The following is a 23,571-nucleotide window of genomic DNA, read 5'->3' on the forward strand; positions in this document are numbered from 1 at the left end:
CCGCGCCGGGGGCCATCGTTTTGTCTCACTGGGTCAATCGGGCCCGCCGGCCGAGCGGCACCCGCAGCACGGCAGCCGTGCCGCCGTCGGGCGCCTCGGCCATGCTCAGCGTGCCGCGGAGCTCCGCGGACACCAGCGTCGCGACGATCTGCAGCCCGAGCCGGTCGGACCCCTCCAGGGTGAACCCGTCCGGCACGCCGCAGCCGTCGTCGCTGACCACCACGTCCAACGACCGGGCCGAGCGTTCAGAGCGGATGACGACGTTGCCCTCCCCCGCCCCCGGTTCGAAGGCGTGCTCGATCGCGTTCTGCACGAGTTCGGTGATGACCATGATCAACGCGGTCGCCCGGTCGGCGTCGAGCACCCCGAGCGCGCCGTCGCGGGTGATCCGGATCGGGGCGCCGACGGCGGCGACGTCGTTCATCATCGGCAGGATCCGGTCGATCACGTCGTCGAGGTTGACCTCCTCGTCGACCGACATCGACAGCGCGTCGTGCACCTGGGCGATGGACGCCACCCGCCGCACCGACTCCATCAGGGCTTCGCGGCCCTCGGCGTTGTTGGTGCGCCGGGCCTGCAGGCGCAGCAGGGCGGCGACGGTCTGCAGGTTGTTCTTCACCCGGTGGTGGATCTCCCGGATGGTGGCGTCCTTACTCAGCAGCGCCCGGTCCCGGCGCTTGATCTCGGTGACGTCGCGGATCAGCACCGCCGCGCCCACCGACGCGCCGCCCAGCACCAGCGGAATGGTGCGCAGCAGCACCGTCGCGCCGCCGGCGTCGACCTCCATCCGGGTGCTGGCCCCGCCGGCCAGCGAATCCCGGATGTGGTTGACCAGCTCCTGGGCCTCGAACGGGTCGGAGATCAGCGGGCGGGTCACCGCCACCAGATTCTGGCCCTCCAGCTCCGCGGCCAGCCCCATCCGGTGATACGCCGACAGCGCGTTCGGGCTGGCGAAGAACACGTGCCCGTCGACGTCGAGGCGGATGAAGCCGTCGCCGACGCGCGGGGACGAGCGCGACGCCGAGACGTCCCCGACGTTCGGGAAGGCGCCCTCGGCGAGCATCTGCACCAAGTCGTCGGCGCAGGCCAGGTAGGCGCGCTCCAGCGGGGAGGAGGACCGACGGTCGGCCAGCGCGGTGCGGTGGGTCAGCACGGCGACGACGTCCTCGGCGTAGCGGACCGGCACGGCCTCCACGTCCAACCCGCTGAGCAGTCGTTCGGTGGGCCGGCCGGGGTCGTCGTCGCGGTCGATCACGCCGGTGTCGAAGGCCCGGGTGACCAGCGGCAGGTCGGCGCCAGGCGAGATGGTGCCGACGGCGTCGGCCAGCAAGGCGGTCTGGGCGGTGTTGGGCCGGACCTGAGCGACGCACACCAGGGCGCCGTCGTCGCGGCGGACCCACATCAGAAAATCGCCGAAGGACAGGTCCGCGAGCAGCTGCCACTCCCCGACCAGGGCGTGCAGGTGGTCGACGGCGCTGCCGGGGAGCACGGTGTGCTCGGCCAGCAGGTCACCGAGGGTGGACACACCAGCCGATTCGACGAGCGGGCGAGGAAGAGATCGGCTGCGTCAACACACGCCGATTCGACGAGCGGGCGAGGAAGAGATCGGCTGCGTCAACACACGCCGATTCGACGAGCGGGCGAGGAAGAGGTCGGCTGCGTCAACACACGCCGTCTCAGTCGATGTGCGCGATGAGGTGCCCGGCCTGGATCTGGTCTCCGGGGGCGACGTGCACGGCGGTGACGGTGCCGGAAACCTCGGCCAGCACCGGGATTTCCATCTTCATCGACTCCAGCAGCACCAGGCTGTCGCCGGCGTCGACCTGGTCGCCTTCACTCACCTGAACTTCCAGCACGGTCGCCACGATCTCGGCAAGAACGTCCTCGGCCATCGTCACCTCACTCGATCTGTGCAGCGCACCTGATTATCCCCTCATATGGAACCACAGGCCCGGGATTACCGGGTCATGGTGGGCGCGTGAGACAATGATGAACGACGCCCCGCGACCGTGGTTCCGCACCGCCGGCCCGGGCCGAACGGAAACACCCACCGACTGTTGGAGGAACACCATGGCCAAGCGTGGCCGTAAGAAGCGCGATCGCAAGCACAAGGCCGCCAACCACGGCAAGCGTCCCAACGCCGGCTCGAAGTCCGTCGGGCGCTAGGGCCGCGCGCGTCAGACGACGCTGGATTCATCGAAAAACCGCCCGGGTCGCCCCGGGCGGTTCTTTCGTGCGCCGGTCAGTTGTGCCGGATGATGGTGGTGCGGCTGATCTCCAGCCGCAGTCGCGCGCGCAATGTGTCGGGCGCCTTCTCCCCCGAGCACTTGGTCGCGATGAGCCGCTTGACCCGCTCCTCCACGCCGTACTGGCGCAGGCAGGCCGGGCACTCTTCCAGGTGCTGCTGCAGCCGGGCCCGGGTGTCGTCGTTGCACTCGCCGTCGAGCAGAGTCCACACCTCGGCCATCACCGAGGTGCAGTCCTGATGGTCATGGGCCACCGGGCCGGTGGGCATGCTGCAGGAGCCGCCCTCGCACATGTCTTCGCTCACGACGACACCTCCTCGCTCACTTCGTCGCGCTGTCCGCGCAGGTATCCGCGGTCCTTGGCGACACCGGCCAGCAGCTCACGCAGCTGTCGGCGTCCACGATGCAGCCGGGACATCACCGTCCCGATCGGGGTGTCCATGATCTCGGCGATCTCCTTGTACGGGAATCCTTCGACGTCGGCGTAATACACCGCCATCCGGAAGTCTTCGGGCAGCTGCTGCAGCGCCTCTTTGATCTCACTGTCGGGCATCGACTCCAGCGCCTCCACCTCGGCGGACTTCAGCCCGGTCGACGCGTGGTCGGCGGTGGCGGCCAACTGCCAGTCGGTGATCTCCTCGGTGGGGTACTCCGCCGGCTGCCGCTGCTTCTTGCGATAGCTGTTGATGTAGGAGTTCGTCAGGATGCGGTACAGCCAGGCCTTCAGGTTGGTGCCGGCCCGGAACGACCGGAACGCGGCGTAGGCCTTCACCATGGTCTCCTGCACCAGGTCCTCGGCGTCGGCGGGGTTGCGGGTCATCCGCAGCGCCGCGCCGTAGAGCTGGTCCAGCAGCGGGATCGCGTCGCGCTCGAAGCGCGCGGTCAATTCGGCGTCGGTCTCTTCGGCCGGCGCCGGTTCGGCAGTCGGGGGTTGCGTGATCGCCTCGTCGTCGGTTTCGCTCATCGCCTCCGACCCTAGCCCGTCCGGGCGCGGCGGGCTCGGAGCGCGTTCCAGGCAGGCAGCCGCCACAGTCCGGTCCCTTCGTCTCAGCTGCGCCCGCTGTCGGGCGTGGTGTCCGGATCAACGCCGGTGACACCAATTCTCATTCCCCTACCCTGATGCGATGGGGAAACCGGGCAGGGCGGCGACACCGGCGGTGGCTGCGGCGGTGGCGGCCGGCATCGACCACGAGGTGCTCGAGTATCCGCACGACCCGCGCAACCATGACTTCGGCGCGGAGGCGGTTGCGGCGATGGGCGGGCGGGCCGCGCCCGAGCAGGTCTTCAAGACCCTGGTGCTGGCGCTGCCACGCGGGCTGGCGGTCGCGGTGTTGCCGGTTCCGTCGAAACTCTCGCTCAAGGCGGCCGCGGCCGCGCTCGGGGCGCCGAAAGCCACAATGGCCGACCCGGCGGCCGCGCAGCGTTCCAGCGGTTACGTGCTCGGCGGCATCTCGCCGCTGGGCCAGCGCCGACCGCTGCCGACCGTGCTCGACGCCTCCGCGCTCGAATTCGACCGGATGCTGTGCAGCGCGGGACGCCGCGGACTGGAGATCGCGCTGGCCCCGGCCGACCTGATTTCGCTGACCGGCGCCGTCGTCGCCTCGATCACCGCCTGAACCTGTCGCGACCACCGTGGCCGCGCCTTCGGCCGCCCGGTTCCGCGGCGTGTGGAACGCCTGGGCGGAAACGCCGCCGGCTGTCGCCCTCAGGATCCGTGTGGACCGCCATGGCGGCTCCGTCGTCGTCCCTGCGTCACTGGGTGCCTCCGTGGGTGCGGTGGCTCTAGACACGGCGGCTACAGTCAGCCCATGTCCCTCTCCGGAAAGACCATGTTCATCTCGGGCGGCAGCCGCGGCATCGGCCTGGCCATCGCCAAGAAGGTCGCCGCCGACGGCGCCAATATCGCGCTGCTGGCCAAGACCGCCGACCCGCACCCGAAGCTCCCGGGCACCATCTACACCGCGGCCAAGGAGATCGAGGAGGTCGGTGGCCAGGCGCTGCCGATCGTCGGCGATGTGCGCGACGGCGACTCGGTGGCCGCCGCGGTCGCCGCGGCCGTCGCGCAATTCGGCGGCATCGACATCTGCGTGAACAACGCCTCGGCGATCAACCTTGGCTCGGTCGAGGAGGTGCCGCTGAAGCGCTTCGACCTGATGAACGGCATCCAGGTGCGCGGCACCTACACGGTGACCCAGGCCTGTCTGCCGCACATGAAGGGCCGGGAGAACCCGCACGTGCTGACGCTGTCCCCGCCGATCCTGCTGGAGCCCAAGTGGCTGCGGCCCACGCCGTACATGATGGCGAAGTACGGAATGACGCTGTGCGCCTTGGGTATTGCCGAGGAGATGAAGGAGTACGGGATCGCGTCGAACACGCTGTGGCCGCGCACCATGGTCGCCACCGCGGCGGTGCAGAACCTGCTCGGCGGCGACGAGTCGATGGCGCGCTCCCGCAAGCCGGAGGTGTATTCCGACGCGGCGTACGTGGTGCTGAACAAGCCGTCGAGCTACACCGGGCACACCCTGCTCTGCGAGGACGTGCTGCTGGAGTCCGGCGTCACCGATCTGTCCGCGTACGACTGCATCCCGGGATCCGAACTGGGCGTTGACTTCTGGGTGGAATCGGCCAACCCGCCGGGTTACGCGGGCCCGTAAGGATTTGTGAGCGGCCCGGGCTGTCCGGGCCGGACTGGCGCACTTTGGAAGCGTTGGCGGACCGAGCCGTCCAGTGAGAGCTGACGCACGTTGGTGAGAAGCCTTGGCGGACCGGACCATCGACTGAGAACTAGCGCACGTTAGTGAGACGTGACGCAGGTCAGTGAGACGTGGTGGCGGCCATTCTCATCGAATGAGAACTGGCGTACACGTTGTGCGAGTAACCCCCGCCCGTACGTCTCACTCAATGAAGAACCCATCCCTCAGGTCTCACCGACGTACCTCAGTTCTCACTAGAGTGCCTGCGATCTCACTCGATGACGGTGTGCGCCAAGGATTCTCACTAACCGACCTGAGTTCTCACTCGATGGCGGCAACCCGAGCAAGGAGGAGCTACTGCGCCGCGGCGGCTTTGCTTGCGACGCGGCGGTCACCGGCCGAATTTGCGCTTCCAGCCCTGGGCGTTGACCAGCCGCATGGCCTTGAGCAGCATGCCGGTTTTGCGGTCGGTCGCGGGATACCAGAGCAGCTCGGACTTCATGGTCGGGGTGCGCGGGGCGGTGATCGCCTGCGGGCGACAGTATTTCAGCAGCCCCGCGTCGCCGCCGGCGCGGTGGCCGAGGCCGGATTCCTTCCAGCCGGCCATCGGGACGTTCGGGCAGAAGATGTTGGTCATCGCGTCGTTGACGTTCACCGCGCCGACCTCCAGCCGGGTGGCGATCCGCTCGCCGCGGGCCACATCGCCGGTCCACACCGAGGCGCTCAGGCCGTACTCGCTCTGGTTGGCCAGCCGGATGGCCTCATGCTCGTCGGCGACCTTGATCACCGGGATGGTCGGACCGAAGGTCTCCTCGGTCATGCAGGTCATGGTGGGGTCGACATCGGCGAGCACCGTCGGCGCGAAATAGGTGCCCACGCCGGTGGGCTCACCACCGGTGAGCACCCGGGCGCCGGCCGCGGTCGCCTCACCGACGTGGCGGGCGACGATGTCGCGCTGGGTGTCGGTCGCCATCGCGCCGATGTCACCGGCCGCGCCCTGGCTGACCGACCGCGCCTTCTCGGTGAGCTTCGCGACGAACTCGTCGTACACCGGGGCCTCGACGAACACCCGTTCCACCGACACGCACACCTGGCCCGAGTTGAACAGCCCGCCCCAGAGCACCCCGTTGGCGGCGCGTTCCAGGTCGGCGTCGGCCAGCACGATCGCGGGGTCCTTGCCGCCGAGCTCCAGGCCGAACGGGATGAGCCGCTCGGCGCAGGCCACCGCAACCCGCCGGCCGGTTCCCGTCGACCCGGTGAACTGCAGGTAGTCGACGTTGTCGATGACCGCGGCGCCGGTGGCGCCGTAGCCGGTGACGACGTCGAGCACCGGAGGCGCGCCGATCTCGTTCCAGCCGCGGACGATCTCCAGCCCGGACAGCGGAGTGACCTCGGAGGGTTTGAGCAGCACCGCGGCGCCGGCGGCCAGCGCCGGGATGCCGTCCATGCACGGCAGCGCGAAGGGGAAGTTCCACGGTGAGATGACGCCGACCAGCTGGTGCGGGCGGTACCAGGTGGTGAATCGCTTGTTCTGGTACAGCGGGCTGTGAGCCTTGGGGTGGCTGGCTTTGAGGAACGTCGCGGCGTTGTCGGCCCAGTAGGTGGGCATGGTGGCGGTGGCGACGATCTCGACGCCCGCGTCGCGGCGGGACTTGCCGGCTTCGGAGATCAGCACGTCGGTGAGATGGTCGACGTTGTCGAACGCCCAGTCCTGCCACTGCCGCAGCCAGCGGCCGCGCTCGACGGGCCCGATGGCCTCCCACTCCTGCTGCGCGGTGCGCAGCCGCGCCGCTTTCTCTGCCACCACCGACGGTCCGTGCACCGGGATGGAGCCGACCTGCGTTCCGTTGGCCGGGTTGCGGATCGCGATGGTCTCGTCGACGGTCGGTTCAGTGGCGGTCATGGGGTGAGTATTCCCGCCGCGGGACCGGTTTGGCCAGACCTCGACGACGATTACTTGACAGGTGTCTGGTGCAGGATCCCGCGGGCGACGGCCTCCCGCACCACCGGCAGCGCGGCCTCGGCGAGCGCGTCGGCGTCCACACCGTGGTGGGCCGCGAGCAGTTCGATGAGCGTGCCGAGCGGCACCTCGCCGCGGCAGCCGGCCAGCAGCGCGGTGAAGACCTCGTCGACGCCGAGTTCGGCGCCCGGGCCGCCGGGCCGGCGCACCACCGCGGAGATCTGCTGCCACCCGGCCGGGCCGGGCAGGCTGTGTTGTTCCAGCAGCACCGGCGGGGTGGACAGCCGGGCGGCCAGCAGCGCGTCGTCGCCAGTTGCGTCCAGGTAGTCCATCCGGCCGAAGAACGCCGCCACCTCTCCTCCGGTGAGGGCGTCGTCGGGGCCGGTCAGCTCCTCGCAGACGCGCAGCGGCTCGGCGCGGCCACCGGCGCGCAGGGTGATCATCCCCATTCCGACGCCGGCGATGTTCTCCGCCGCGAACCAGTCCAGCCAGGCGCCGCCGCGGCGGGCCCGCTGCGCCGCGGTCTCCCCCGCGTCGGCGGTCCACAGCGCGACGTAGCTGACCGGGTCGGCGAACTCACGCTGCACCACCCATGCGTCCAGGCCGGTGTCGGCCAGCCAGCCGCCGATCCGGTCACGCCAATCGTCGCCGTCGCGGACCACCCAGTTCGCCATGATCTGCGCGACGCCGCCGGGTTCGAGGTGGTCGCCGACCTGCGCGATCAACTGTCGGCACAGCCCGTCGCCGGCGACCCCGGAATCGCGGTACTCGTAGTCGCGCTCCCCGGCGCCGACGACGAACGGCGGATTGGACACGATCAGGTCGAAGCGTTCCCCGGCGACCGGTTCGAACAGGCTCCCGGCCCGCAGGTCCCAGCTCATCCGATTGATTCCGGCGGTCGCGGCGGCCAGCGCCAACGCGCGCGGGTTGGTGTCGGTGGCCACGATCTGCTCGCAGTGCGCGTCCAGGTGCAGCGCCTGCACGCCGCAGCCGGTCCCCAGATCCAGCGCGCGGCGCACCGGTTGCCGGATCACCGCCCGCGCCAGGGACATCGACGCGCCGCCGACGCCCAGCACGTGGTCGTGGCCGACGGGCCCGCCGCGCAGCGCGGCGTCCTGGTCGGCGATCACCAGCAGGTCACCGAGCGGTCCGCGGTGTGGCCGGATATCGAGCGCGGCGGCCGCCCCGGCGGGACCGGCCCGCAACACCGAATTGTCGATCAGCGCGTCGAATCCGGTTGCCGGGAAAGCGTTTTCGATGTCTGACCGGGCCGCCTCGGCGCCCAGTTGGAACAGCCGGAGCACGGTGCCCAACGGCGACGGCGTTTCGGTGGCGCGCAGCGCCGGCCACAGCAGTCCGCGGCGCAGCGCGGCGTGCACATCGGGCCCGAGCAGCTCGGCGACGCCGTCGTCGGTGTAGCCGGCGGCGCGCAGATCGGCGCCGAGGGTGTCGACGACGGCCGGGTCGGCCAACGGGTAGGCGCTCAAAACAGCTCCGTCTGTTCGGATTTGGGCTCAGCCGGCGCGATCAGCTCCGGACCGTTGTTGGTCGCGCTGTTGACCAGCGTGGAGACCTCGCGGATGGCGATCCGGTCCAGGTCGCCGTGGCCGCGCAGCAGTCCCTCGTCGATGCCGCTGTCGGGGTCCAGCCAGCGGTCCCAGTCCGGCGCGCTGATCGACAGCGGCATCCGGTCGTGGATGTCGGCCAGCGGACCGACCGCCTCGGTGGTGATGATGGTGGCGCTGAGCAGCGCGGGCGCGTTCTCCCCCGGTGGATGCCACACCGACCACACGCCGGCCATCAGCAGGGGCTTGCCGTCGGTGGCGTAGAGGTAGAACGGCGTCTTGTCGCCCTTGGGGCCGCGCCACTCGTACCAGCCGTCCATCGGGATCAAGCAGCGTTTGCGCTGCGCGGCGGCGCTGAACGCGCGCGAGGTGGTCAGCGTTTCGGCGCGGGCGTTGATCAGCAGCGGACCGCCGGGCGCGGGTTTTCCGTCGGCGGTGGCCTTGGTCCACGGCGGGACCAGACCCCAGCGCATCAGCCGGAGCCGACGAACGGCGGGTCCGACGAGCGAGGAACGAGCGAGGAAGGGGCCCGACGCATCAGCACCAGCGGCGGTGGCCTCAGTGTTCTGCCGGTCGTGCCGGCGGACCAGGCCGGCGATGCCGGTGGTGGGCGCGACGTTGTAGTTCGGGCCGGGGCCGTCGGCGGGGGTCGCGCTGTCGCCGGGCTGCTCCGGGATCTCGTTGACCGCGTCGAGCTCCCCGGCCAGCAGCGCCGGGTCGACCGTCACCGCGAACCGCCCGCACATGGCTCCCCTTCCGCCTGAACCCACCTGGCAGGATAAGCGCCATGGTTGAACTCCCGCTGTGGCCCGCGCCGGTCGCCGCCACGCCGGTGGACGCGGCGGTGACGATCCCGGGATCGAAGTCGCTGACCAACCGCGCCCTGCTGCTGTCCGCGGTCGCCGCGGCGGTCTCCGGGCAGTCTTCGACGCTGACCGGCGCGCTGCGCAGCCGGGACACCGACCTGATGATCGCGGCGCTGCGAACCCTGGGCCTGGATGTGTCGCCGGTGCGCGAGGATCCCACCGAGTTGCGGGTCTGCGGTGTGCTGGCCCCGGCGCCGCACGCGACGGTGGACTGCGGGCTGGCCGGCACCGTGCTGCGGTTCGTGCCGCCGCTGGCCGCGCTCAGCTCGGCCACCGTCGGTTTCGACGGCGACGAGCAGGCCCGGTCGCGTCCCATCGCCCCGCTGCTGGACGCCCTACGAGTCCTCGGCGTGGACATCACCGGCTCGGGTTTGCCGTTCACGGTGGCCGGCGCCGGCGCGGTGGCCGGCGGCGCGGTCGACATCGACGCCTCGGCGTCGTCGCAGTTCGTCTCCGGGCTGCTGCTCTGCGGTCCGGCGTTCCGCGACGGGGTCACCGTTCGGCACCGCCCCGGGCCCGGCGGCGCGGGGGTGCCGTCGGCGCCGCATATCGCGATGACGACGGCGATGCTGCGCCAGGCCGGGGTGCGCGTCGACGACGACGAACCCGAGGTGTGGCGCGCGCACCCCGGGCCGGTCGCGGGCCGGGACTGGGTGATCGAGCCCGACCTGTCGAACGCGACGCCGTTCCTCGCGGCGGCGATCGTCACCGGCGGGCAGGTCCGGATCCGGAACTGGCCCACCCCGAGCCTGCAGCCGGCCGAGGCGATCTTCGCGCTGCTCGGCAAGCTGGGCGCGACGCTGGAGCGCGGCGAGACGGAGCTGACGGTCAGCGGGAGCGGCGACTACGGCGGCTTCGACGCGGATCTGTCGGCCATCGGGGAGCTGGCGCCGACGGCCGCCGCGCTGGCCGCGCTGGCCCGGCCCGGCTCGGTGTCGCGACTGACCGGAATCGCGCATCTACGCGGCCATGAGACCGACCGGCTGGCCGCGCTGTGCGCCGAGATCAACGGCCTCGGCGGCGACTGCGTGGAGATCGACGACGGACTGGTGATCACCACGGCCGAATTGCGCGGCGGCACTTGGCATTCCTACGCCGACCATCGGATGGCGACCGCGGGGGCGATCATCGGGCTGCGGGTTCCCGGGGTGCGGGTGCAGGACATCGCGACCACCGCCAAGACGCTGCCGGACTTCCCCGGCATGTGGGCCGACCTGCTGAGCGCCCCGGCCTGAGGCGTCTCCAGTGGCCAAGCGGGAGTACGACGAGTCCGACGTCCGGATCCGCCCGGGCAAGGGCACCCGCCCGCGCACCAAGACCCGGCCCGAGCACGCCGACGCCGAGGCCGCGATGGTGGTCACCGTCGACCGGGGCCGCTGGGGCGTGGTGCTCGGCGGCGACCCGGACCGGCCGGTCACCACGATGCGGGCCCGCGAGCTCGGCCGGACCCCGATCGTCGTCGGCGACGAGGTCGACGTGGTGGGCGATCTGTCCGGCCGCACCGACACGCTGGCCCGGATCGTGCGTCGTGGCCCGCGGCGAACAGTGCTGCGCCGCACCGCCGATGACACCGACCCGACCGAGCGGGTCGTCGTCGCCAATGCCGATCAGCTGCTGATCGTGGTGGCGCTGGCGGACCCGCCGCCGCGCACCGGGTTCGTCGAGCGGTCATTGATCGCGGCCTACGCCGGTGGCCTGGCGCCGGTGTTGTGCCTGACGAAATCGGATCTGGCCGACGCGAGCGAGTTCGCCGCCCATTTCGCCGATCTGGATCTGCGGATCGTCGTCGCCGGCCGCGACGACGAGTTGCGTGAGGTCGACGAGTTGCTCGACGGCAAACTCACCGTGCTGCTGGGCCATTCCGGGGTCGGAAAATCGACGTTGGTGAATCGCCTTGTGCCGGAGGCTGATCGGGCGATCGGCGCGGTGTCCGGTGTCGGGAAGGGCCGGCACACCTCGACCCAGTCGGTGGCGCTGCCGCTGCCCGGCGGCGGCTGGGTGATCGACACCCCGGGGGTGCGGTCTTTCGGGCTGGCGCACATCAGCCCCGACGATGTGCTGCTGGCGTTCTCCGATCTGTCGTCGGCCATCGAGGACTGCCCGCGCGGCTGCGGGCACCTCGGCCCACCCGCCGACCCGGAGTGCGCGCTGGACGCGCTGACCGGTCCGGCGCAGAGCCGGGTCGCCGCGGCCCGCAATCTGCTGGCCATCCTGCGAGACGGCGAGGCGCCCGAGTCCGAACGTTGACAGCGTCGGGCAGCCGCAGCAGGCTGGAGCGATGAGCGACACGACCCGACTGGACCTCAACGACGGCGCCTCCATCCCCCGAATCGGCTTCGGCGTGTACCAGGTGCCGCCGGAGGAGACCGCCGAAACCGTCCGAACCGCATTGGATATCGGCTATCGGCATATCGACACCGCGCAGATGTACGGCAACGAGCGCGGCGTGGGCGAGGGCATCCGGTCCAGCGGGCTGGCCCGCTCGGAGGTGTATGTCACCACCAAGCTGAACAACGGGGCGCATCGGCCCGAGGACGCCCGTCGGGCCTTCGACGCCAGCCTGGAGGCGCTCGGCTTCGACTACGTCGACCTGTTTCTGATCCACTGGCCGCTGCCGACCCGCTACGACGGCGACTTCGTCTCGACGTGGAAGACGCTGGAGGAGTTCCGCGACGAAGGCCGCGCCCGCAGCATCGGGGTGTCGAATTTCCAGATCCCGCATCTGCGACGGCTGGCGGAGCAGACCGCGACGGTCCCGGCGGTCAACCAGATCGAGGCGCACCCCTACTTCGGCAACGACGAGGTGCGCGGCTACGGCGCCGAGCACGGCATCGCCACCGAGGCGTGGTCGCCGATCGCGCAGGGCCGGGTGCTCGACGACCCGGCCATCGTCGACATCGCCGAGCGCCTCGGCAAAAGCCCGGCGCAGGTGGTGCTGCGCTGGCACCTGCAGAAGGGCAATGTCGTCTTCCCGAAATCGATGTCGCCGCAACGCATGCGGAGCAACTTCGAGCTGTTCGACTTCACCCTCGACGACGCCGCGATGGCCGCGGTGGACGCCCTGGACAAGGGTCCGGCGGGCCGCATCGGGCCCGACCCGGACACCTTCGACCTGGTGCCCACCTAGAAACTAGGCGGCTGCCCCGCGGTTGATCGGGGTCACCTCGGCGCCCTTCTTGGCGGCCCTCTTGCGGGCCCGTCGCCGTTCGCGGCGCACCGTGCGCACCCGGTCCATCGCGTGCTTGAGGCCCCACCGGCCACCGGTCACCGGGTCGACGGTCAGGTCCTCGTCGCCGAGGATCGCGAACATCGCCTCGCTGTGGGTCTCCGGGGCGTCGTCGGCGGTGTCCCGCAGGTACTTATTCGGCAGCGACAGCTTGGCGATGGTGCGCCAGGCCTTGCCGTACTGCACCAGGAACGGCCCGGTGGTGTAGGGCAGGTCGTACTTCTCGCAGACCTGACGGACCCGGATGGACACCTCGTAGAGCCGGTTGCTGGGCAGGTCCGGGTAGAGGTGGTGTTCGATCTGGTGGCAGAGGTTGCCGCTCATGAACCGCAGCGCCGGGCCGTTGTCGAAGTTCGCGCTGCCCAGCATCTGACGCAGGTACCACTGTCCCTTGGACTCGCCGATCATGTCGGTCTTGGTGAACTTCTCCGCGCCGTCGGGAAAGTGACCGCAGAAGATGACGGCGTTGGACCAGACGTTGCGGATGACGTTGGCCAGCGCGTTGGCGGTCGCGGTCGAGCGGAACGTCGCGCCCGGGGACAGCGCGGTGAGCGCCGGGAAGGCCACGTAGTCCTTGGCCACCTGGTGGCCGGCCTTCGCGGCGAACTCCTTGACCCGGACGAGGGTGGCGTCGCGGTCATCACGACCACCGAAGATCTTGCCCAATTCCAGGTGCTGCAGACCGACGCCCCACTCGAACAGCGCGCACAGCACGGTGTTGAAGCCCAGGTTGAACAGGTTCGCCGGGGTCCACTTCTGGTCGCGGGTGACGCGGATGACCCCGTAGCCCACGTCGTCGTCCATGCCGAGGATGTTGGTGTACTTGTGGTGCATGAAGTTGTGGGTGAACCGCCAGTGCTTGGAGACCCCGGTCATGTCCCACTCCCAGCTGGAGGAGTGAATTTCGGGGTCGTTCATCCAGTCCCACTGGCCGTGCATGACGTTGTGGCCGATCTCCATGTTCTCGATGATCTTGGCCACGCCGAGGGTCGTCGCGCCGGCCCACCACGCCTTGCGCTTGGAGCTGGCCGCCAGGATCACCCGGCCGGTCACCTCCAGCGCGCGCTGCGCGGCGATGGTCCGACGGATGTAGCGCGCGTCGCGCTCCCCGAGGGACTCCTCGACATCACGTCGAATCGCATCGAGCTCGGCGCCGAGGTTTTCGACGTCGGCTTCGGTCAGATGCGCGAATTCCGGAACATCGCAGATTGCCATCGCATCTCCTTTCGCTTCACCAACGATAGCGTAACCTACGGGACCGTAGGTTACTTCTGAGTAATTTCTATGCGTCCACTACGCAGTCGCCCGCGGGGGTGGTGACACACGTCTGAATCCGGGTGCCCGGCTCGTGTTCCTCGCCGGTGCGCAGGTCGCGGACGTGCCCGTCGAGCAGCGGCACCACACAGGACTGGCAGATCCCCATCCGGCAGCCGAACGGCAGCTGCGCGCCGAGGCTCTCACCGGCCTCCAGCAGCGACGTCGCGGCGTCGGCGCGCACCGACTTGCCGCTGCGCTCGAAGGTGATGGTCCCGCCGGCGCCGTGCGGCGCCGACCTTGACACCGCGAACCGCTCCTGGTGCAGCGACTCGTCGAGCCCGGCCTCCGACCACACCCGCTCGGCGTCGGCCAGCATGGCCTCCGGTCCGCACGCCCAGGCCTGCCGCTCCCGCCAGTCCGGCGCCAACTCGTCGAGACGGCCCAGGTCGACGCGTCCTTCGGTGCGCGTGCTGCGCACCGTCAGCCGGTAGCCGAGATGGCTGCGGGTCAAGGCGTCGAGTTCGGCGGCGAAGAGCACGTCGTCCGCGGTCGGCGAGGAATGCACGTGGACGATGTCGGTGATCTGGTCGTGCCGGACCAGGGTGCGCAGCATCGACATGATCGGGGTGACCCCGGAGCCGGCGGTCAGGAACAAGACCTTGGCCGGCGCGGGATCGGGCATCACGAAGTTGCCCTGCGGATCGGCCAGCCGGACCACGGTGCCGGGCGCGATGCCGTCGACCAGATGCGAGGACAGGAAGCCCTCCGGCAGCGCCTTGACGGTGATGGAGATGGTCGCGCCGCGACTGTCCTCACCCTGGACCGGGGCGGAGGTCAGCGAGTAGGACCGCCAACGCCAGCGGCCGTCCATCAGCACCCCGATGCCGATGTACTGCCCCGGCTGGTGGTCGAAGCTGAAGCCCCAGCCCGGGCGGATCACCAGCGTCGCCGAATCGGCGGTCTCGCGTCGCACCGCGACCACCCGGCCGCGCAGTTCGCGGGCCGACCACAGCGGGTTGACCAGGTGCAGGTAGTCATCGGGCAGCAGCGGGGTGGTGATCCGGCCGAACAGGCCGCGCACCGAATGCCAGACCGGGTGCCGGTCAGCGCCCGCGACCCGCGGGCGGACCGTGTCCACCACTTTGGCATTGGTCTTGATGAAGCTCTTGGCCATCGCTGCCCCTACTCGACCGCGCGGTCGTCATCGTATCCCCGGCCGCGCGTGCTCAACGACCGAAAGCTAACCTACGGTACCGTAGGTTACGGTCGCGTAGCCAGTGCGGGCAAGAGGTTTACAGGAATTCCAGCAGGAACGGCAGCTCCTGCGTGGCGTACCAGGCCAAGTCGTGATCCTGGGCGTCGCCCACCGTCAGCTCGGCGTCCTCGTCGCCGAGGTCCGCGGCGTCGATCACCCCGATGGCGGCCGTCACGGCGGGCTCGGCCGCGGCGTTGTCGACGAACGCGGCGGCCAGCTGATCCAGCCGCACCGGGCCGGCCAGCCGCACCACGGCGTCGTCGAGGTCGGGCCGCAACGTCACCGGCTCGGACTCGGCCACCAGCACCACCCGGCGCGGCCGGGCCATCGGATCGGGCCCCGGGTTCCCGTCGGGCAGCTCGGCGGCCAACAACCGGATCGCGGCCAGCGCCGCCTCGGCCAGCGCGACCTCGGCGAGCTCGTCGTCGTCGCCCTCGGCGTAGGCCTCACGCAGCGCAGGCGTCACCGCGAACGCCGTGTTGTTGACGGCCGCCACCTCACCGTCGGCGACCAGGCGCGCCACCATCGGCAGCGTCGCCGGCACGTACACCCGCATCAGCGCGCCGCTATGCGTTGTCGCCCATCAGCGAGGCCACGTGATCGGGAACGTAAGTGGACAGATCCCGCGACGGGCGCACGTAATTGCCTTCCGGCCGGCGCTTGGGCAGTTCCACCTTGGGCCGGTCCACGTCGGTGTACGGGATGCTGGAGAGCAGGTGCGAGATCATGTTCAGCCGGGCGTGCTTCTTGATGTTGGACTCCACCACGTACCAGGGGCTGGACTTGGTGTCGGTGTGCACCATCATCTCGTCCTTGGCCCGCGAGTAGTCCTCCCAGCGGTACAGCGACTCCAGGTCCATCGGCGAGAGCTTCCACTGCCGAACCGGGTCGTTGAGGCGGGCGCGGAATCGGCGCAACTGCTCGGCGTCGGACACCGAGAACCAGTACTTGCGCAACAGGATCCCGTCGTCCTGCAGCATGTTCTCGAAGATCGGGGTCTGCCGCAGGAACAGCGTGTGCTCCTGCGGGGTGCAGAAGCCCATCACCTTCTCCACGCCGGCGCGGTTGTACCAGGACCGGTCGAACAGCACCATCTCGCCCTTGGTGGGCAAGTGCTGCACGTACTTCTGGAAGTACCACTCGCCCTTCTCCCGCTCGGTGGGGGCGGGCAGCGCCGAGATCTTGGCGACGCGGGGGCTCAGGTACTCGGTGATCCGCTTGATGGTGCCGCCCTTGCCGGCGGCGTCGCGGCCCTCGAAGATGATGACGATCCGGGCGCCGGTAGCCTTCACCCATTCCTGCAATCGGACGAGTTCGGTTTGCAGCCTGAACAACTCGGCCTCGTAAACGTCGTTGCTCAGCTTCTTGGGCTTGTCCTTGCCCTTGGAAGCCCTCGCCTTCTTCTTGTCGTCATCGGTGCCCTTTCCCATCAGGGGATCCTACGTGTGGGGCCCTGGTCAGCGCGCCGCTTCCAGCAGTTCTTCCAGCGATTCCGCGATCAGCGTCGGCAACACGTCGACGTCGGGCATCGCGTCGCGGTCGGCGTTGATGCCGTAGTACAGCATTCCGTTGTACGACGTCACCCCGATCGCCAGCACCTGGTTGTGCAGCAGCGGCGGAACCGCGTAGGTCTCCAGCAGTTTCGTGCCGGCGACATACATTTGCGACTGCGCCCCAGGCACATTCGTGATCAGCAGGTTGAACTGACGGGCCGGGAATCCGCTGGCGACCCGGATGCCCTGGGCGTGCAGGGTCGGCGGCGCGAACCCGGACAGCGTCACGATGGTGCGGGCGTCGACGAGACTGGTGACCACCGAATGGGTTTCGGTGGCGTGCGAGATCTGCGACAGCCGGATGACCGCGTTGCCCTCCCCGACCGGCAGGTCCACCAGGAACGGCGCCACCTCGCTGATGGACTGGCCGGGTCCGCTGGAACCGTCGGAGTCCGGATCGGTGTAGACCGACATCGGGGCCATCGCGCGGACGGTGGTGTACGGGCTGACCGGCTCGCCGCGGGAGAGCAACCAGTTGCGCAGCGCGCCGGCGATGACGGCCAGCACCACGTCGTTGACGTCGCAGTCGTAGCGGGTGCGCAGCGCCCGGTAGTCCTGCAGCGGTCCGCTGGCCACCGCGAACCGGCGGTTGCGCGACACCTTGGTGTTCAGCGGGCTGCTCGGCGCGGTGCCGCGGGTGAAGGTGCGCAGCACCTCCAGGTAGTGGCGGATGGTCTGCACCGCCTCACCGGAGTTGGTGACCATGCCGGTCAGCGCCGAGCGCAGCACCCCGAGTTGCTGACCGGGCCGGGCGATCCAGTCGCCGACGGCGCCCAACATCAACTGGGCGTTGGTGGGCTCCCGGCCGGGCACCCAGATGTCCTCGCCGAACTCCGGCGCCTTGGCGGTGCGGTCGGCGATGACGTGCCCGATCTCCAGCGCGGACATGCCGTTCACCAGCGCCTGGTGGCTCTTGGTGTAGATCGCCACCCGGTTGCCGGACAAGCCCTCGACCAGATACATCTCCCACAGTGGGCGGGAGCGGTCCAGCGGCCGGGAGCCGAGCCGGGCCACCAGATCGTGCAGCTGCTCATCGGAGCCCGGGGCCGGCAGCGCGGAACGCCGGACGTGGTAGGTGATGTCGAAGTCGGGGTCGTCGACCCACACCGGGCGGGCCGAGACGATCAGGCTGACCTGGCGCACCTTCTGCCGGTACCGCGGGATCAGCGGCAGCCGCTTCTCGACGGTCTCCAGCAGGGTGTCGTAGCTCAGCCCGCCGCGGGGCTTTCGCAGGATCGACAGCGAACCGACGTACATCGGCGTCGAGGTGTTCTCCAGCCGGTAGAAGGCGGCGTCGGAGGCTGAAAGACTGGTCGCCAAATCCACTACCCCTTACTTGCCCCGTCGGCCCCGCGCCCCGATGCGCACAGCCGCCTCCGCGGTGAACACGCGCGGGTCCGCGATCTGCCATGATGACACGAGCGCTGCCACTCTCCAGCAGCCACCTGCGCGTTGATCGCGCGAATGTGACCAAAACGCTGGAGGGCCGCCGATATGACCATTGAACCCGTTGTCGACTACGAGGCGCTGACTGCCGCGGCGCGGCCGGATCCCGGCCTGCCGACGGCGTCCGAGGGCGCCGACCGCGCCGCCGACGGCCCCTCCCCGGGCCAGCAGGCCGCCGCGGCGTTCGCCGCCGCTGCGCTGCGGGCGGTGCTGGAGGTGCTCGATCGCCGTCGTCAACCGTCCCAGCTGCGCGCGCTGCTGGCCGCCGGACTGGCCGACTCGGTCGGCGCGCTGCGCAGCGCGGCCCCACCCGGACAGGTCAGCGCGGTGTTGCGCCGGGTGCGGTTGCAGCCGGCCGACGCCGCCGGCGGCGCGTACGAGATCAGCGCCAGTTACGCCCGCGGTCCGCGGGTGCACGCGATGGCCGGCCGGGTCAGCGCCGCGGGCCCCGGCTGGCGGGTCACGGCGCTGCACCTCGGCTAGCTCTTCTGGGCTAGCGCTTCTTGGCGGCCCGGCGCTGGGCCTCGCGGCGCTCCTTGCGGCTGCCGGTCGGGCGCGACGGTCCGCCGTCGTGGTTCTGCACCTCGGCGGCGCCGTCCTCGTTCGGGCCGGTGTAGGTGAGCTTGCGGTTGTCCTCGTCCTCGATGCCCTTGGCCCGCAGCTGCGGCGCCGGCTCGGCCGGCTCGGCTGCGTCGCCGGCCTTGGCGGCCGCGGCGAACTCGGCCAGCCCGTCGGGCGCGGCCACCGGGGCGACCGCGGGCCGCGGCGCGGCCTCGACGGCGACGTTGAACAGGAAGCCGACCGACTCCTCCTTCAGGCCGTCGAGCATCGCGACGAACATGTCGTAGCCCTCGCGCTGGTACTCGACCAGCGGGTCGCGCTGGGCCATCGCGCGCAGCCCGATGCCCTCCTTGAGGTAGTCCATCTCGTAGAGGTGCTCGCGCCACTTGCGGTCGATGACGTTGAGCAGCACGTTGCGCTCCAGCTGGCGCATGGCGCCCTTGCCGGCCAGTTCCTCGATCTCGGCCTCGCGCTTGGCGTAGGCGGCCTCGGCGTCCTCGACCAGCGCGTCGAGCAGTTCCTCGCGGGTCAGCTCGCCGGGCTCGCCGACCTCGGCGGAATCCATCAGGTCGTGGTGGTCGATGCCGACGGGGTACAGCGTGCGCAGCGCCTCCCACAGCTTCTCCAGGTCCCAGTCCTCGGAGTAGCCCTCGGCGGTGGCGCCGTCGACGTAGGCGGTGATCACGTCCACGAGCATGTCGTGTGCCTGCTTGGCGAGGTCCTCGCCCTCCAGGATGCGCTTGCGCTCGGCGTAGATGACCTTGCGCTGGCGGTTCATCACCTCGTCGTACTTGAGGACGTTCTTGCGGACCTCGAAGTTCTGCTGCTCGACCTGGGTCTGGGCGCTCTTGATGGCGCGGGAGACCATCTTGGCCTCGATCGGCACGTCGTCGGGCAGGTTCAGCCGGTTGAGCAGCGCCTCCAGCGTCTCGCCGTTGAACCGCCGCATCAGCTCGTCGCCGAGGGACAGGTAGAACCGGGACTCCCCCGGGTCGCCCTGGCGGCCGGAGCGGCCGCGCAGCTGGTTGTCGATACGCCGGGACTCGTGGCGCTCGGTGCCGAGCACGTAGAGGCCGCCGACCTCGCGGACCTTCTCGGCCTCTTCCTCCACCTCGGCCTTGATCTTCTCGACGACGTCGTCCCAGGCCGCCTCGTAGTCCTCGGGCGTCTCAACCGGGTCCAGGCCGCGCTCGCGCAGCCGGACGTCGGCCAGGAAGTCCACGTTGCCGCCGAGCACGATGTCGGTGCCACGGCCGGCCATATTGGTGGCCACCGTGATCGCCTTGAGCCGGCCGGCCTCGGCGATGATGTTGGCCTCCTGCTCGTGGTACTTCGCGTTCAGCACGTTGTGCGGGATCTTGCGCTTGGTGAACTGCCGCGACAGGTACTCCGAGCGCTCCACGCTGGTGGTGCCGATCAGCACCGGCTGACCCTTCTCGTACCGCTCGGCCACATCGTCGACGACGGCGATGAACTTGGCTTCCTCGGTCTTGTAGATCAGGTCGGACTGGTCGGCGCGGATCATGTCCCGGTTGGTGGGGATCGGCACGACGCCGAGCTTGTAGATCTCGTGCAGCTCGGAGGCCTCGGTCTCCGCGGTGCCGGTCATGCCGGAGAGCTTGTCGTAGAGCCGGAAGTAGTTCTGCAGCGTGATGGTGGCCAGGGTCTGGTTCTCGGCCTTGATCTCGACGCGCTCCTTGGCCTCGATGGCCTGGTGCATGCCCTCGTTGTAGCGTCGGCCGACCAGCACGCGGCCGGTGAACTCGTCGACGATGACGACCTCGCCGTTGCGGACGATGTAGTCCTTGTCCCGCAGGAAGAGCTCCTTGGCCTTCAGCGAGTTGTTCAGGTAGCTGACCAGCGGCGAGTTGGCGGCCTCGTACAGGTTCTCGATGCCGAGCTGGTCCTCGACGAACTCCACCCCGAGTTCGTGCACGCCGACGGTGCGCTTGCGCAGGTCCACCTCGTAGTGGACGTCCTTCTCCATCAGCGGCGCGATGCGGGCGAACTCGGAGTACCAGTGCGAGCTGCCGTCGGCCGGGCCGGAGATGATCAGCGGGGTGCGGGCCTCGTCGATCAGGATGGAGTCGACCTCGTCGACGACGGCGAAGTTGTGGCCGCGCTGCACCATCTCCTCGACCGAGTGCGCCATATTGTCGCGCAGGTAGTCGAAGCCGAACTCGTTGTTGGTGCCGTAGGTGATGTCGGCGGCGTAGGCGGCGCGACGCTCGTCGGGCGTCAGTCCGCTCAAGATCACCCCGACGTCCAGGCCGAGGAAGCGGTGCACGCGGCCCATCCACTCGGCGTCGCGTTTTGCCAGGTAGTCGTTGACGGTGACGACGTGCACGCCCTTGCCGGAGATGGCGTTGAGGTAGGCGGGCAGCACACAGGTCAGGGTCTTGCCCTCACCGGTCTTCATCTCGGCGACGTTGCCGAAGTGCAGCGCCGCGCCGCCCATCAGCTGCACCTGGAACGGCCGCTGCAGCAGCACCCGCCAGGCCGCCTCGCGGGCCACCGCGAACGCCTCGGGCAGCAGGTCGTCGAGGCTTTCGCCCTTCTCGTGACGGGCGCGGAACTCGTCGGTCTTGGCCCGCAGCTCCTCGTCGCTGAGCTTCTCCACGTCGTCGGCCAGTGAGTCGACGTAGTCCGCGACCCCCTTGAGCCGCTTGACCATGCGGCCTTCCCCGACTCGCAGAAGTTTCGACAGCACTGACACAGATATCCCCTAGCGGGTCGACGCGTAATTGCGGTCCATCGTAAGTGAACCGCGTGGTTGCCCCCGACAGGCAGTGTCGATGGCGCCGGGCCCAGATGCAAGCGACCCGGCCGGATTGGCTCCGGCCGGGTCGGCGTGCTGGCTGTGCGGGTGTGTCAGACGAGCCGGATGATCCCGTAGTCGAAGGCGTGCCGGCGGTAGACGACCGACGGCTTGTCGCTTTCCTTGTCGTGGAACAGGAAGAAGTCGTGGCCGACGAGTTCCATCTCGTAGAGCGCGTCGTCGACGGTCATCGGCTTGCTCGGGTGCTCCTTGACGCGGACGATGTGGCCGGGCTCGGCGACGTCGTCGTAGGCCTCGACGGCGTCGATGAACTCCGGGGTCGCGGCGTTCGGCTCGAACAGCGGCGCGATCGCGGCGGCCTCGTGCAGGGCGATCGGGGTCTTCTCGCCGTAGTGAATGGTGCGGCGGTCCTTGCCGCGGCGCAGCCGCTTCTCCAGCTTGGTGACGGCGAGCTCCAGGGCGGCGTAGAAGTTCTCGCCCTTGCCCTCACCGCGGACCACCGGGCCGCGGCCGCGGGCGGTGATGTCGACGTGCTGGCTGCTCTTGCGCTGGCGGCGGTTGGGTTCGTGGTGCAACTCGACATCGAACAGGTAGATGGAGTCGTCGAACTTGGCCAGCCGGGCCAACCTGTCGGAGACATGCACACGGAAGTGCTCGGGCACCTCGACGTTGCGTCCCTTGACCACCACTTCGGCGTCCACGGCCTGGCCAGCATCAACTTGGCTTGACGTCATCGTCTACTCGTTTCTCTTTTGCGTCGCGCGCAGTGCGCATTTGGTCTCACATGATCTGACACTTGAGCGGGGAGTCTACGTCTTCTCAACACCCGCGGAGAGCAGGTGGACGCATCACCTCCTGCCGATTCCGGCTTGTCCGACTGTGTCGATCGGTATGCCCCGACCGTAGCCCGATTCAACCGTGAGTTTCCACCTCTTTCACGCACCAGTTACCTGATCTTTAGGCCCGAGTTTCATGGACTGCGGTCACTTGGGCCGGGCGTGTCCGGGGGTCGGGTTTCCTGCGGGGCTCGGGGTTTCGGCGGGGCTCGGGTGTCCGGCGGGCTCCGGGTTTCGGGGGGGCTCCGGGTTTCCGGCGGGCTCCGGGTTTCGGGGCCGGCGCCATCGAGTGAGAATCCAGGGACGCCTTTGAGACATGACGGCGGGGCGGCCCATCGACTGAGACCTCAGGGAGGCGTTTGAGAAATCAGGGATGCGAGTGAGAGCTCCGGGCGGCCGTTCCCCGTCGAATGGAACGTGGTGGCGACCGCAGGACGCAAAACCGCCCAGGTGTTCCACGCGACGGAGAACCGGAACCGTGGCGTCTCACTGACCTACCTCATGTCTCAAATGCATCCCAGAGATCTCAATCGATGACGGCCCCGCCACCAGTTCTCACTCGCCTGCCTGAATTCTCGGTCGATGCGTCGGCGCGGGAAAGTCGGCGCGGGAAGAACGGCGTCCATACGGCCCGGGTCACGCGTACGCCAGGGTCAGCACCGCGACGACCTGGACTCCGGCGGCGGCCAGCACCCGGACCGACTCGGCGGCCGTCGCGCCGGTGGTGACGATGTCGTCGACCAGGAGCACCTCCTCCGGCGGCGGGCGGCGGATCAGCCGAATGCGACCGGACAGGTTTCGTTCCCGAGCGCCGGCGCTCAGGCCGACGGAGTCACGCACCCGCGCCGCGGTGCGCAGGGCGGGCACGACGACGACGCCCGGCGCGGCGCCGACGGCCGCTCGGGCCAGCAGCGTGACGGGGTCTCCGCCGCGGCGACGGGCCGACAGCCAACGCGTCGGCGCCGGCACGACCGTCAACGGCAACTCGAGCACGCCCCAGCACAGCAACCGGTCGATCCCGTCGGCCAGCGCCGTGGACAGCGGGGCCCGCAGATCGCGGCGGCCGTGCTCTTTCATCGCGACGACGGCCGTTCGGCGGGCGCCGGCGTGCCTGCCGAGGGCGAACACCGGGACTCCGGGGTCGACCCGCGGCGTGATGAGAAGCGGTTCGTCGGCGCCGACGCGCAGAGCTGTCGCGCAGGCCTCGCACCAGCGCGTTCCCGGCGCCGCGCAGCCGCCGCACTCGGTCGGCAGCACCAGGTCCAGCAGCGCGTCGAACATCTGAGGAGTCTGCGCGCCGGGCCGCGGTGGCGCAGTTCAGCCTCGAC

Annotated in this window: 22 protein-coding genes; 7 read left to right on the plus strand and 15 right to left on the minus strand. The window is 69.7% G+C overall.

Annotated elements, in window-relative coordinates; translation table 11 throughout:
- Nucleotides 1-25 precede the first annotated feature (25 nt).
- Together L2Z93_RS14865 and L2Z93_RS14870 are read right to left on the minus strand one after the other, a co-directional pair.
- Complete coding sequence (locus L2Z93_RS14865; RefSeq protein ID WP_090590804.1) at nucleotides 26-1,525, minus strand: two-component system sensor histidine kinase PdtaS; 1,500 nt, start codon at nucleotides 1,523-1,525, stop codon at nucleotides 26-28.
- Nucleotides 1,526-1,676: 151 nt separating this feature from the next.
- A complete protein-coding gene (locus L2Z93_RS14870; protein ID WP_090590810.1) occupies nucleotides 1,677-1,892 on the minus strand; it encodes a biotin/lipoyl-binding carrier protein in 216 nt (71 codons plus the stop codon).
- 178 nt (nucleotides 1,893-2,070) lie between these two features.
- Between L2Z93_RS14870 and L2Z93_RS19455 the strand changes: the two genes are divergently transcribed.
- Complete coding sequence (locus tag L2Z93_RS19455) at nucleotides 2,071-2,166, plus strand: 50S ribosomal protein bL37 (protein WP_090590815.1); 96 nt, start codon at nucleotides 2,071-2,073, stop codon at nucleotides 2,164-2,166.
- Between the two features lie 76 nt (nucleotides 2,167-2,242).
- On the opposite strand, the gene rsrA is transcribed toward L2Z93_RS19455, so the two are convergent.
- Both rsrA and L2Z93_RS14880 read right to left on the minus strand, forming a co-directional pair.
- Complete coding sequence (gene rsrA / locus L2Z93_RS14875; RefSeq protein ID WP_370745898.1) at nucleotides 2,243-2,515, minus strand: mycothiol system anti-sigma-R factor; 273 nt, start codon at nucleotides 2,513-2,515, stop codon at nucleotides 2,243-2,245.
- A gap of 32 nt (nucleotides 2,516-2,547) precedes the next feature.
- The gene (locus L2Z93_RS14880) at nucleotides 2,548-3,210 is read right to left on the minus strand and encodes a sigma-70 family RNA polymerase sigma factor (protein ID WP_090590819.1); all 663 of its coding nucleotides are present in this window, start codon (nucleotides 3,208-3,210) and stop codon (nucleotides 2,548-2,550) included.
- A 160-nt stretch (nucleotides 3,211-3,370) separates the two neighbouring features.
- Here L2Z93_RS14880 and L2Z93_RS14885 point away from each other — a divergent pair, with 160 nt between their 5' ends.
- Nucleotides 3,371-3,862 carry an aminoacyl-tRNA deacylase gene (locus tag L2Z93_RS14885; protein WP_090590822.1) on the plus strand — a complete coding sequence of 164 codons (492 nt, stop codon included), beginning with the start codon at nucleotides 3,371-3,373 and terminating at the stop codon, nucleotides 3,860-3,862.
- Nucleotides 3,863-4,054: 192 nt separating this feature from the next.
- Complete coding sequence (locus L2Z93_RS14890; RefSeq protein ID WP_090590826.1) at nucleotides 4,055-4,900, plus strand: SDR family oxidoreductase; 846 nt, start codon at nucleotides 4,055-4,057, stop codon at nucleotides 4,898-4,900.
- 430 nt (nucleotides 4,901-5,330) lie between these two features.
- On the opposite strand, the gene L2Z93_RS14895 is transcribed toward L2Z93_RS14890, so the two are convergent.
- From L2Z93_RS14895 to L2Z93_RS14905, 3 genes are read right to left on the minus strand one after another with little or no spacing between them, the layout of a single operon-like run.
- Nucleotides 5,331-6,842 (minus strand): aldehyde dehydrogenase family protein, encoded by a 1,512-nt coding sequence (locus L2Z93_RS14895; RefSeq protein WP_090590829.1) that lies wholly within the window; start codon nucleotides 6,840-6,842, stop codon nucleotides 5,331-5,333.
- 50 nt (nucleotides 6,843-6,892) lie between these two features.
- Nucleotides 6,893-8,386, minus strand: a complete 1,494-nt coding sequence (locus L2Z93_RS14900; RefSeq protein ID WP_090590833.1) for a DUF7782 domain-containing protein — start codon at nucleotides 8,384-8,386, stop codon at nucleotides 6,893-6,895.
- The gene (locus L2Z93_RS14905; protein WP_090590837.1) at nucleotides 8,383-9,210 is read right to left on the minus strand and encodes an SOS response-associated peptidase; all 828 of its coding nucleotides are present in this window, start codon (nucleotides 9,208-9,210) and stop codon (nucleotides 8,383-8,385) included. Before L2Z93_RS14905 ends, L2Z93_RS14900 begins: the two co-directional genes overlap by 4 nt.
- A 41-nt stretch (nucleotides 9,211-9,251) precedes the next feature.
- Here L2Z93_RS14905 and aroA point away from each other — a divergent pair, with 41 nt between their 5' ends.
- Genes aroA through L2Z93_RS14920 form a run of 3 tightly spaced genes read left to right on the plus strand, consistent with a single transcriptional unit; the run spans nucleotide 9,252 to nucleotide 12,457 of the window.
- On the plus strand, nucleotides 9,252-10,565 hold the full coding sequence (gene aroA, locus L2Z93_RS14910) for a 3-phosphoshikimate 1-carboxyvinyltransferase (RefSeq protein ID WP_090590841.1): 1,314 nt from the start codon (nucleotides 9,252-9,254) through the stop codon (nucleotides 10,563-10,565).
- A 10-nt stretch (nucleotides 10,566-10,575) separates the two neighbouring features.
- Nucleotides 10,576-11,577 carry a ribosome small subunit-dependent GTPase A gene (gene rsgA / locus L2Z93_RS14915; RefSeq protein ID WP_090590845.1) on the plus strand — a complete coding sequence of 334 codons (1,002 nt, stop codon included), beginning with the start codon at nucleotides 10,576-10,578 and terminating at the stop codon, nucleotides 11,575-11,577.
- A gap of 31 nt (nucleotides 11,578-11,608) precedes the next feature.
- Entirely contained in the window at nucleotides 11,609-12,457 is an 849-nt protein-coding gene (locus L2Z93_RS14920; protein ID WP_090590848.1) for an aldo/keto reductase, read from the plus strand.
- A 3-nt stretch (nucleotides 12,458-12,460) separates the two neighbouring features.
- On the opposite strand, the gene L2Z93_RS14925 is transcribed toward L2Z93_RS14920, so the two are convergent.
- The 5 genes from L2Z93_RS14925 to L2Z93_RS14945 all read right to left on the minus strand — a co-directional run bounded on the left by L2Z93_RS14925 (nucleotide 12,461) and on the right by L2Z93_RS14945 (nucleotide 17,941).
- Entirely contained in the window at nucleotides 12,461-13,771 is a 1,311-nt protein-coding gene (locus L2Z93_RS14925; RefSeq protein ID WP_090590852.1) for a fatty acid desaturase family protein, read from the minus strand.
- Nucleotides 13,772-13,838: 67 nt separating this feature from the next.
- Nucleotides 13,839-14,987 (minus strand): ferredoxin reductase, encoded by a 1,149-nt coding sequence (locus L2Z93_RS14930; RefSeq protein WP_090590856.1) that lies wholly within the window; start codon nucleotides 14,985-14,987, stop codon nucleotides 13,839-13,841.
- 118 nt (nucleotides 14,988-15,105) lie between these two features.
- Nucleotides 15,106-15,627, minus strand: a complete 522-nt coding sequence (locus L2Z93_RS14935) for a DUF6912 family protein (protein ID WP_234786195.1) — start codon at nucleotides 15,625-15,627, stop codon at nucleotides 15,106-15,108.
- 7 nt (nucleotides 15,628-15,634) lie between these two features.
- Nucleotides 15,635-16,498, minus strand: coding sequence for a polyphosphate kinase 2 (ppk2, locus tag L2Z93_RS14940; protein WP_090590863.1), 864 nt, complete (start codon nucleotides 16,496-16,498; stop codon nucleotides 15,635-15,637).
- A 27-nt stretch (nucleotides 16,499-16,525) separates the two neighbouring features.
- The gene (locus L2Z93_RS14945; RefSeq protein WP_090590949.1) at nucleotides 16,526-17,941 is read right to left on the minus strand and encodes a WS/DGAT/MGAT family O-acyltransferase; all 1,416 of its coding nucleotides are present in this window, start codon (nucleotides 17,939-17,941) and stop codon (nucleotides 16,526-16,528) included.
- Between the two features lie 174 nt (nucleotides 17,942-18,115).
- On the opposite strand from L2Z93_RS14945, the gene L2Z93_RS14950 reads away from it, so the two are divergent.
- Nucleotides 18,116-18,550, plus strand: a complete 435-nt coding sequence (locus L2Z93_RS14950) for an Rv3235 family protein (protein ID WP_090590867.1) — start codon at nucleotides 18,116-18,118, stop codon at nucleotides 18,548-18,550.
- A gap of 10 nt (nucleotides 18,551-18,560) precedes the next feature.
- Here L2Z93_RS14950 and secA read toward each other — a convergent pair whose 3' ends face one another.
- The 3 genes from secA to L2Z93_RS14965 form a co-directional block, all read right to left on the minus strand.
- On the minus strand, nucleotides 18,561-21,338 hold the full coding sequence (gene secA / locus L2Z93_RS14955) for a preprotein translocase subunit SecA (RefSeq protein ID WP_090590871.1): 2,778 nt from the start codon (nucleotides 21,336-21,338) through the stop codon (nucleotides 18,561-18,563).
- A 161-nt stretch (nucleotides 21,339-21,499) separates the two neighbouring features.
- Complete coding sequence (hpf, locus tag L2Z93_RS14960; RefSeq protein WP_090590875.1) at nucleotides 21,500-22,141, minus strand: ribosome hibernation-promoting factor, HPF/YfiA family; 642 nt, start codon at nucleotides 22,139-22,141, stop codon at nucleotides 21,500-21,502.
- A 738-nt stretch (nucleotides 22,142-22,879) separates the two neighbouring features.
- Nucleotides 22,880-23,512: a ComF family protein gene (locus tag L2Z93_RS14965; protein ID WP_090587622.1), complete on the minus strand. Its 633-nt coding sequence runs from the start codon at nucleotides 23,510-23,512 to the stop codon at nucleotides 22,880-22,882.
- Between the last annotated feature and the right edge of the window lie 59 nt (nucleotides 23,513-23,571).

The organism is Mycolicibacterium brumae (assembly GCF_025215495.1).
GTDB classification, from domain to species: domain Bacteria; phylum Actinomycetota; class Actinomycetes; order Mycobacteriales; family Mycobacteriaceae; genus Mycobacterium; species Mycobacterium brumae.

Excerpts from the sequence above, each read along its gene's own strand:
- L2Z93_RS14870 (WP_090590810.1), bottom strand. The coding sequence starts at position 1,892 with ATGGCCGAGGACGTTCTTGCCGAGATCGTGGCGACCGTGCTGGAAGTT.
- rsrA (WP_370745898.1), bottom strand. The coding sequence starts at position 2,515 with ATGCCCACCGGCCCGGTGGCCCATGACCATCAGGACTGCACCTCGGTG.
- L2Z93_RS19455 (WP_090590815.1), top strand. The coding sequence starts at position 2,071 with ATGGCCAAGCGTGGCCGTAAGAAGCGCGATCGCAAGCACAAGGCCGCC.
- L2Z93_RS14880 (WP_090590819.1), bottom strand. The coding sequence starts at position 3,210 with ATGAGCGAAACCGACGACGAGGCGATCACGCAACCCCCGACTGCCGAA.
- L2Z93_RS14905 (WP_090590837.1), bottom strand. The coding sequence starts at position 9,210 with ATGTGCGGGCGGTTCGCGGTGACGGTCGACCCGGCGCTGCTGGCCGGG.
- L2Z93_RS14930 (WP_090590856.1), bottom strand. The coding sequence starts at position 14,987 with ATGGCCAAGAGCTTCATCAAGACCAATGCCAAAGTGGTGGACACGGTC.
- aroA (WP_090590841.1), top strand. The coding sequence starts at position 9,252 with ATGGTTGAACTCCCGCTGTGGCCCGCGCCGGTCGCCGCCACGCCGGTG.
- ppk2 (WP_090590863.1), bottom strand. The coding sequence starts at position 16,498 with ATGGGAAAGGGCACCGATGACGACAAGAAGAAGGCGAGGGCTTCCAAG.
- L2Z93_RS14920 (WP_090590848.1), top strand. The coding sequence starts at position 11,609 with ATGAGCGACACGACCCGACTGGACCTCAACGACGGCGCCTCCATCCCC.
- L2Z93_RS14950 (WP_090590867.1), top strand. The coding sequence starts at position 18,116 with ATGACCATTGAACCCGTTGTCGACTACGAGGCGCTGACTGCCGCGGCG.
- hpf (WP_090590875.1), bottom strand. The coding sequence starts at position 22,141 with ATGACGTCAAGCCAAGTTGATGCTGGCCAGGCCGTGGACGCCGAAGTG.
- L2Z93_RS14925 (WP_090590852.1), bottom strand. The coding sequence starts at position 13,771 with ATGGCAATCTGCGATGTTCCGGAATTCGCGCATCTGACCGAAGCCGAC.
- L2Z93_RS14885 (WP_090590822.1), top strand. The coding sequence starts at position 3,371 with ATGGGGAAACCGGGCAGGGCGGCGACACCGGCGGTGGCTGCGGCGGTG.
- L2Z93_RS14890 (WP_090590826.1), top strand. The coding sequence starts at position 4,055 with ATGTCCCTCTCCGGAAAGACCATGTTCATCTCGGGCGGCAGCCGCGGC.
- L2Z93_RS14895 (WP_090590829.1), bottom strand. The coding sequence starts at position 6,842 with ATGACCGCCACTGAACCGACCGTCGACGAGACCATCGCGATCCGCAAC.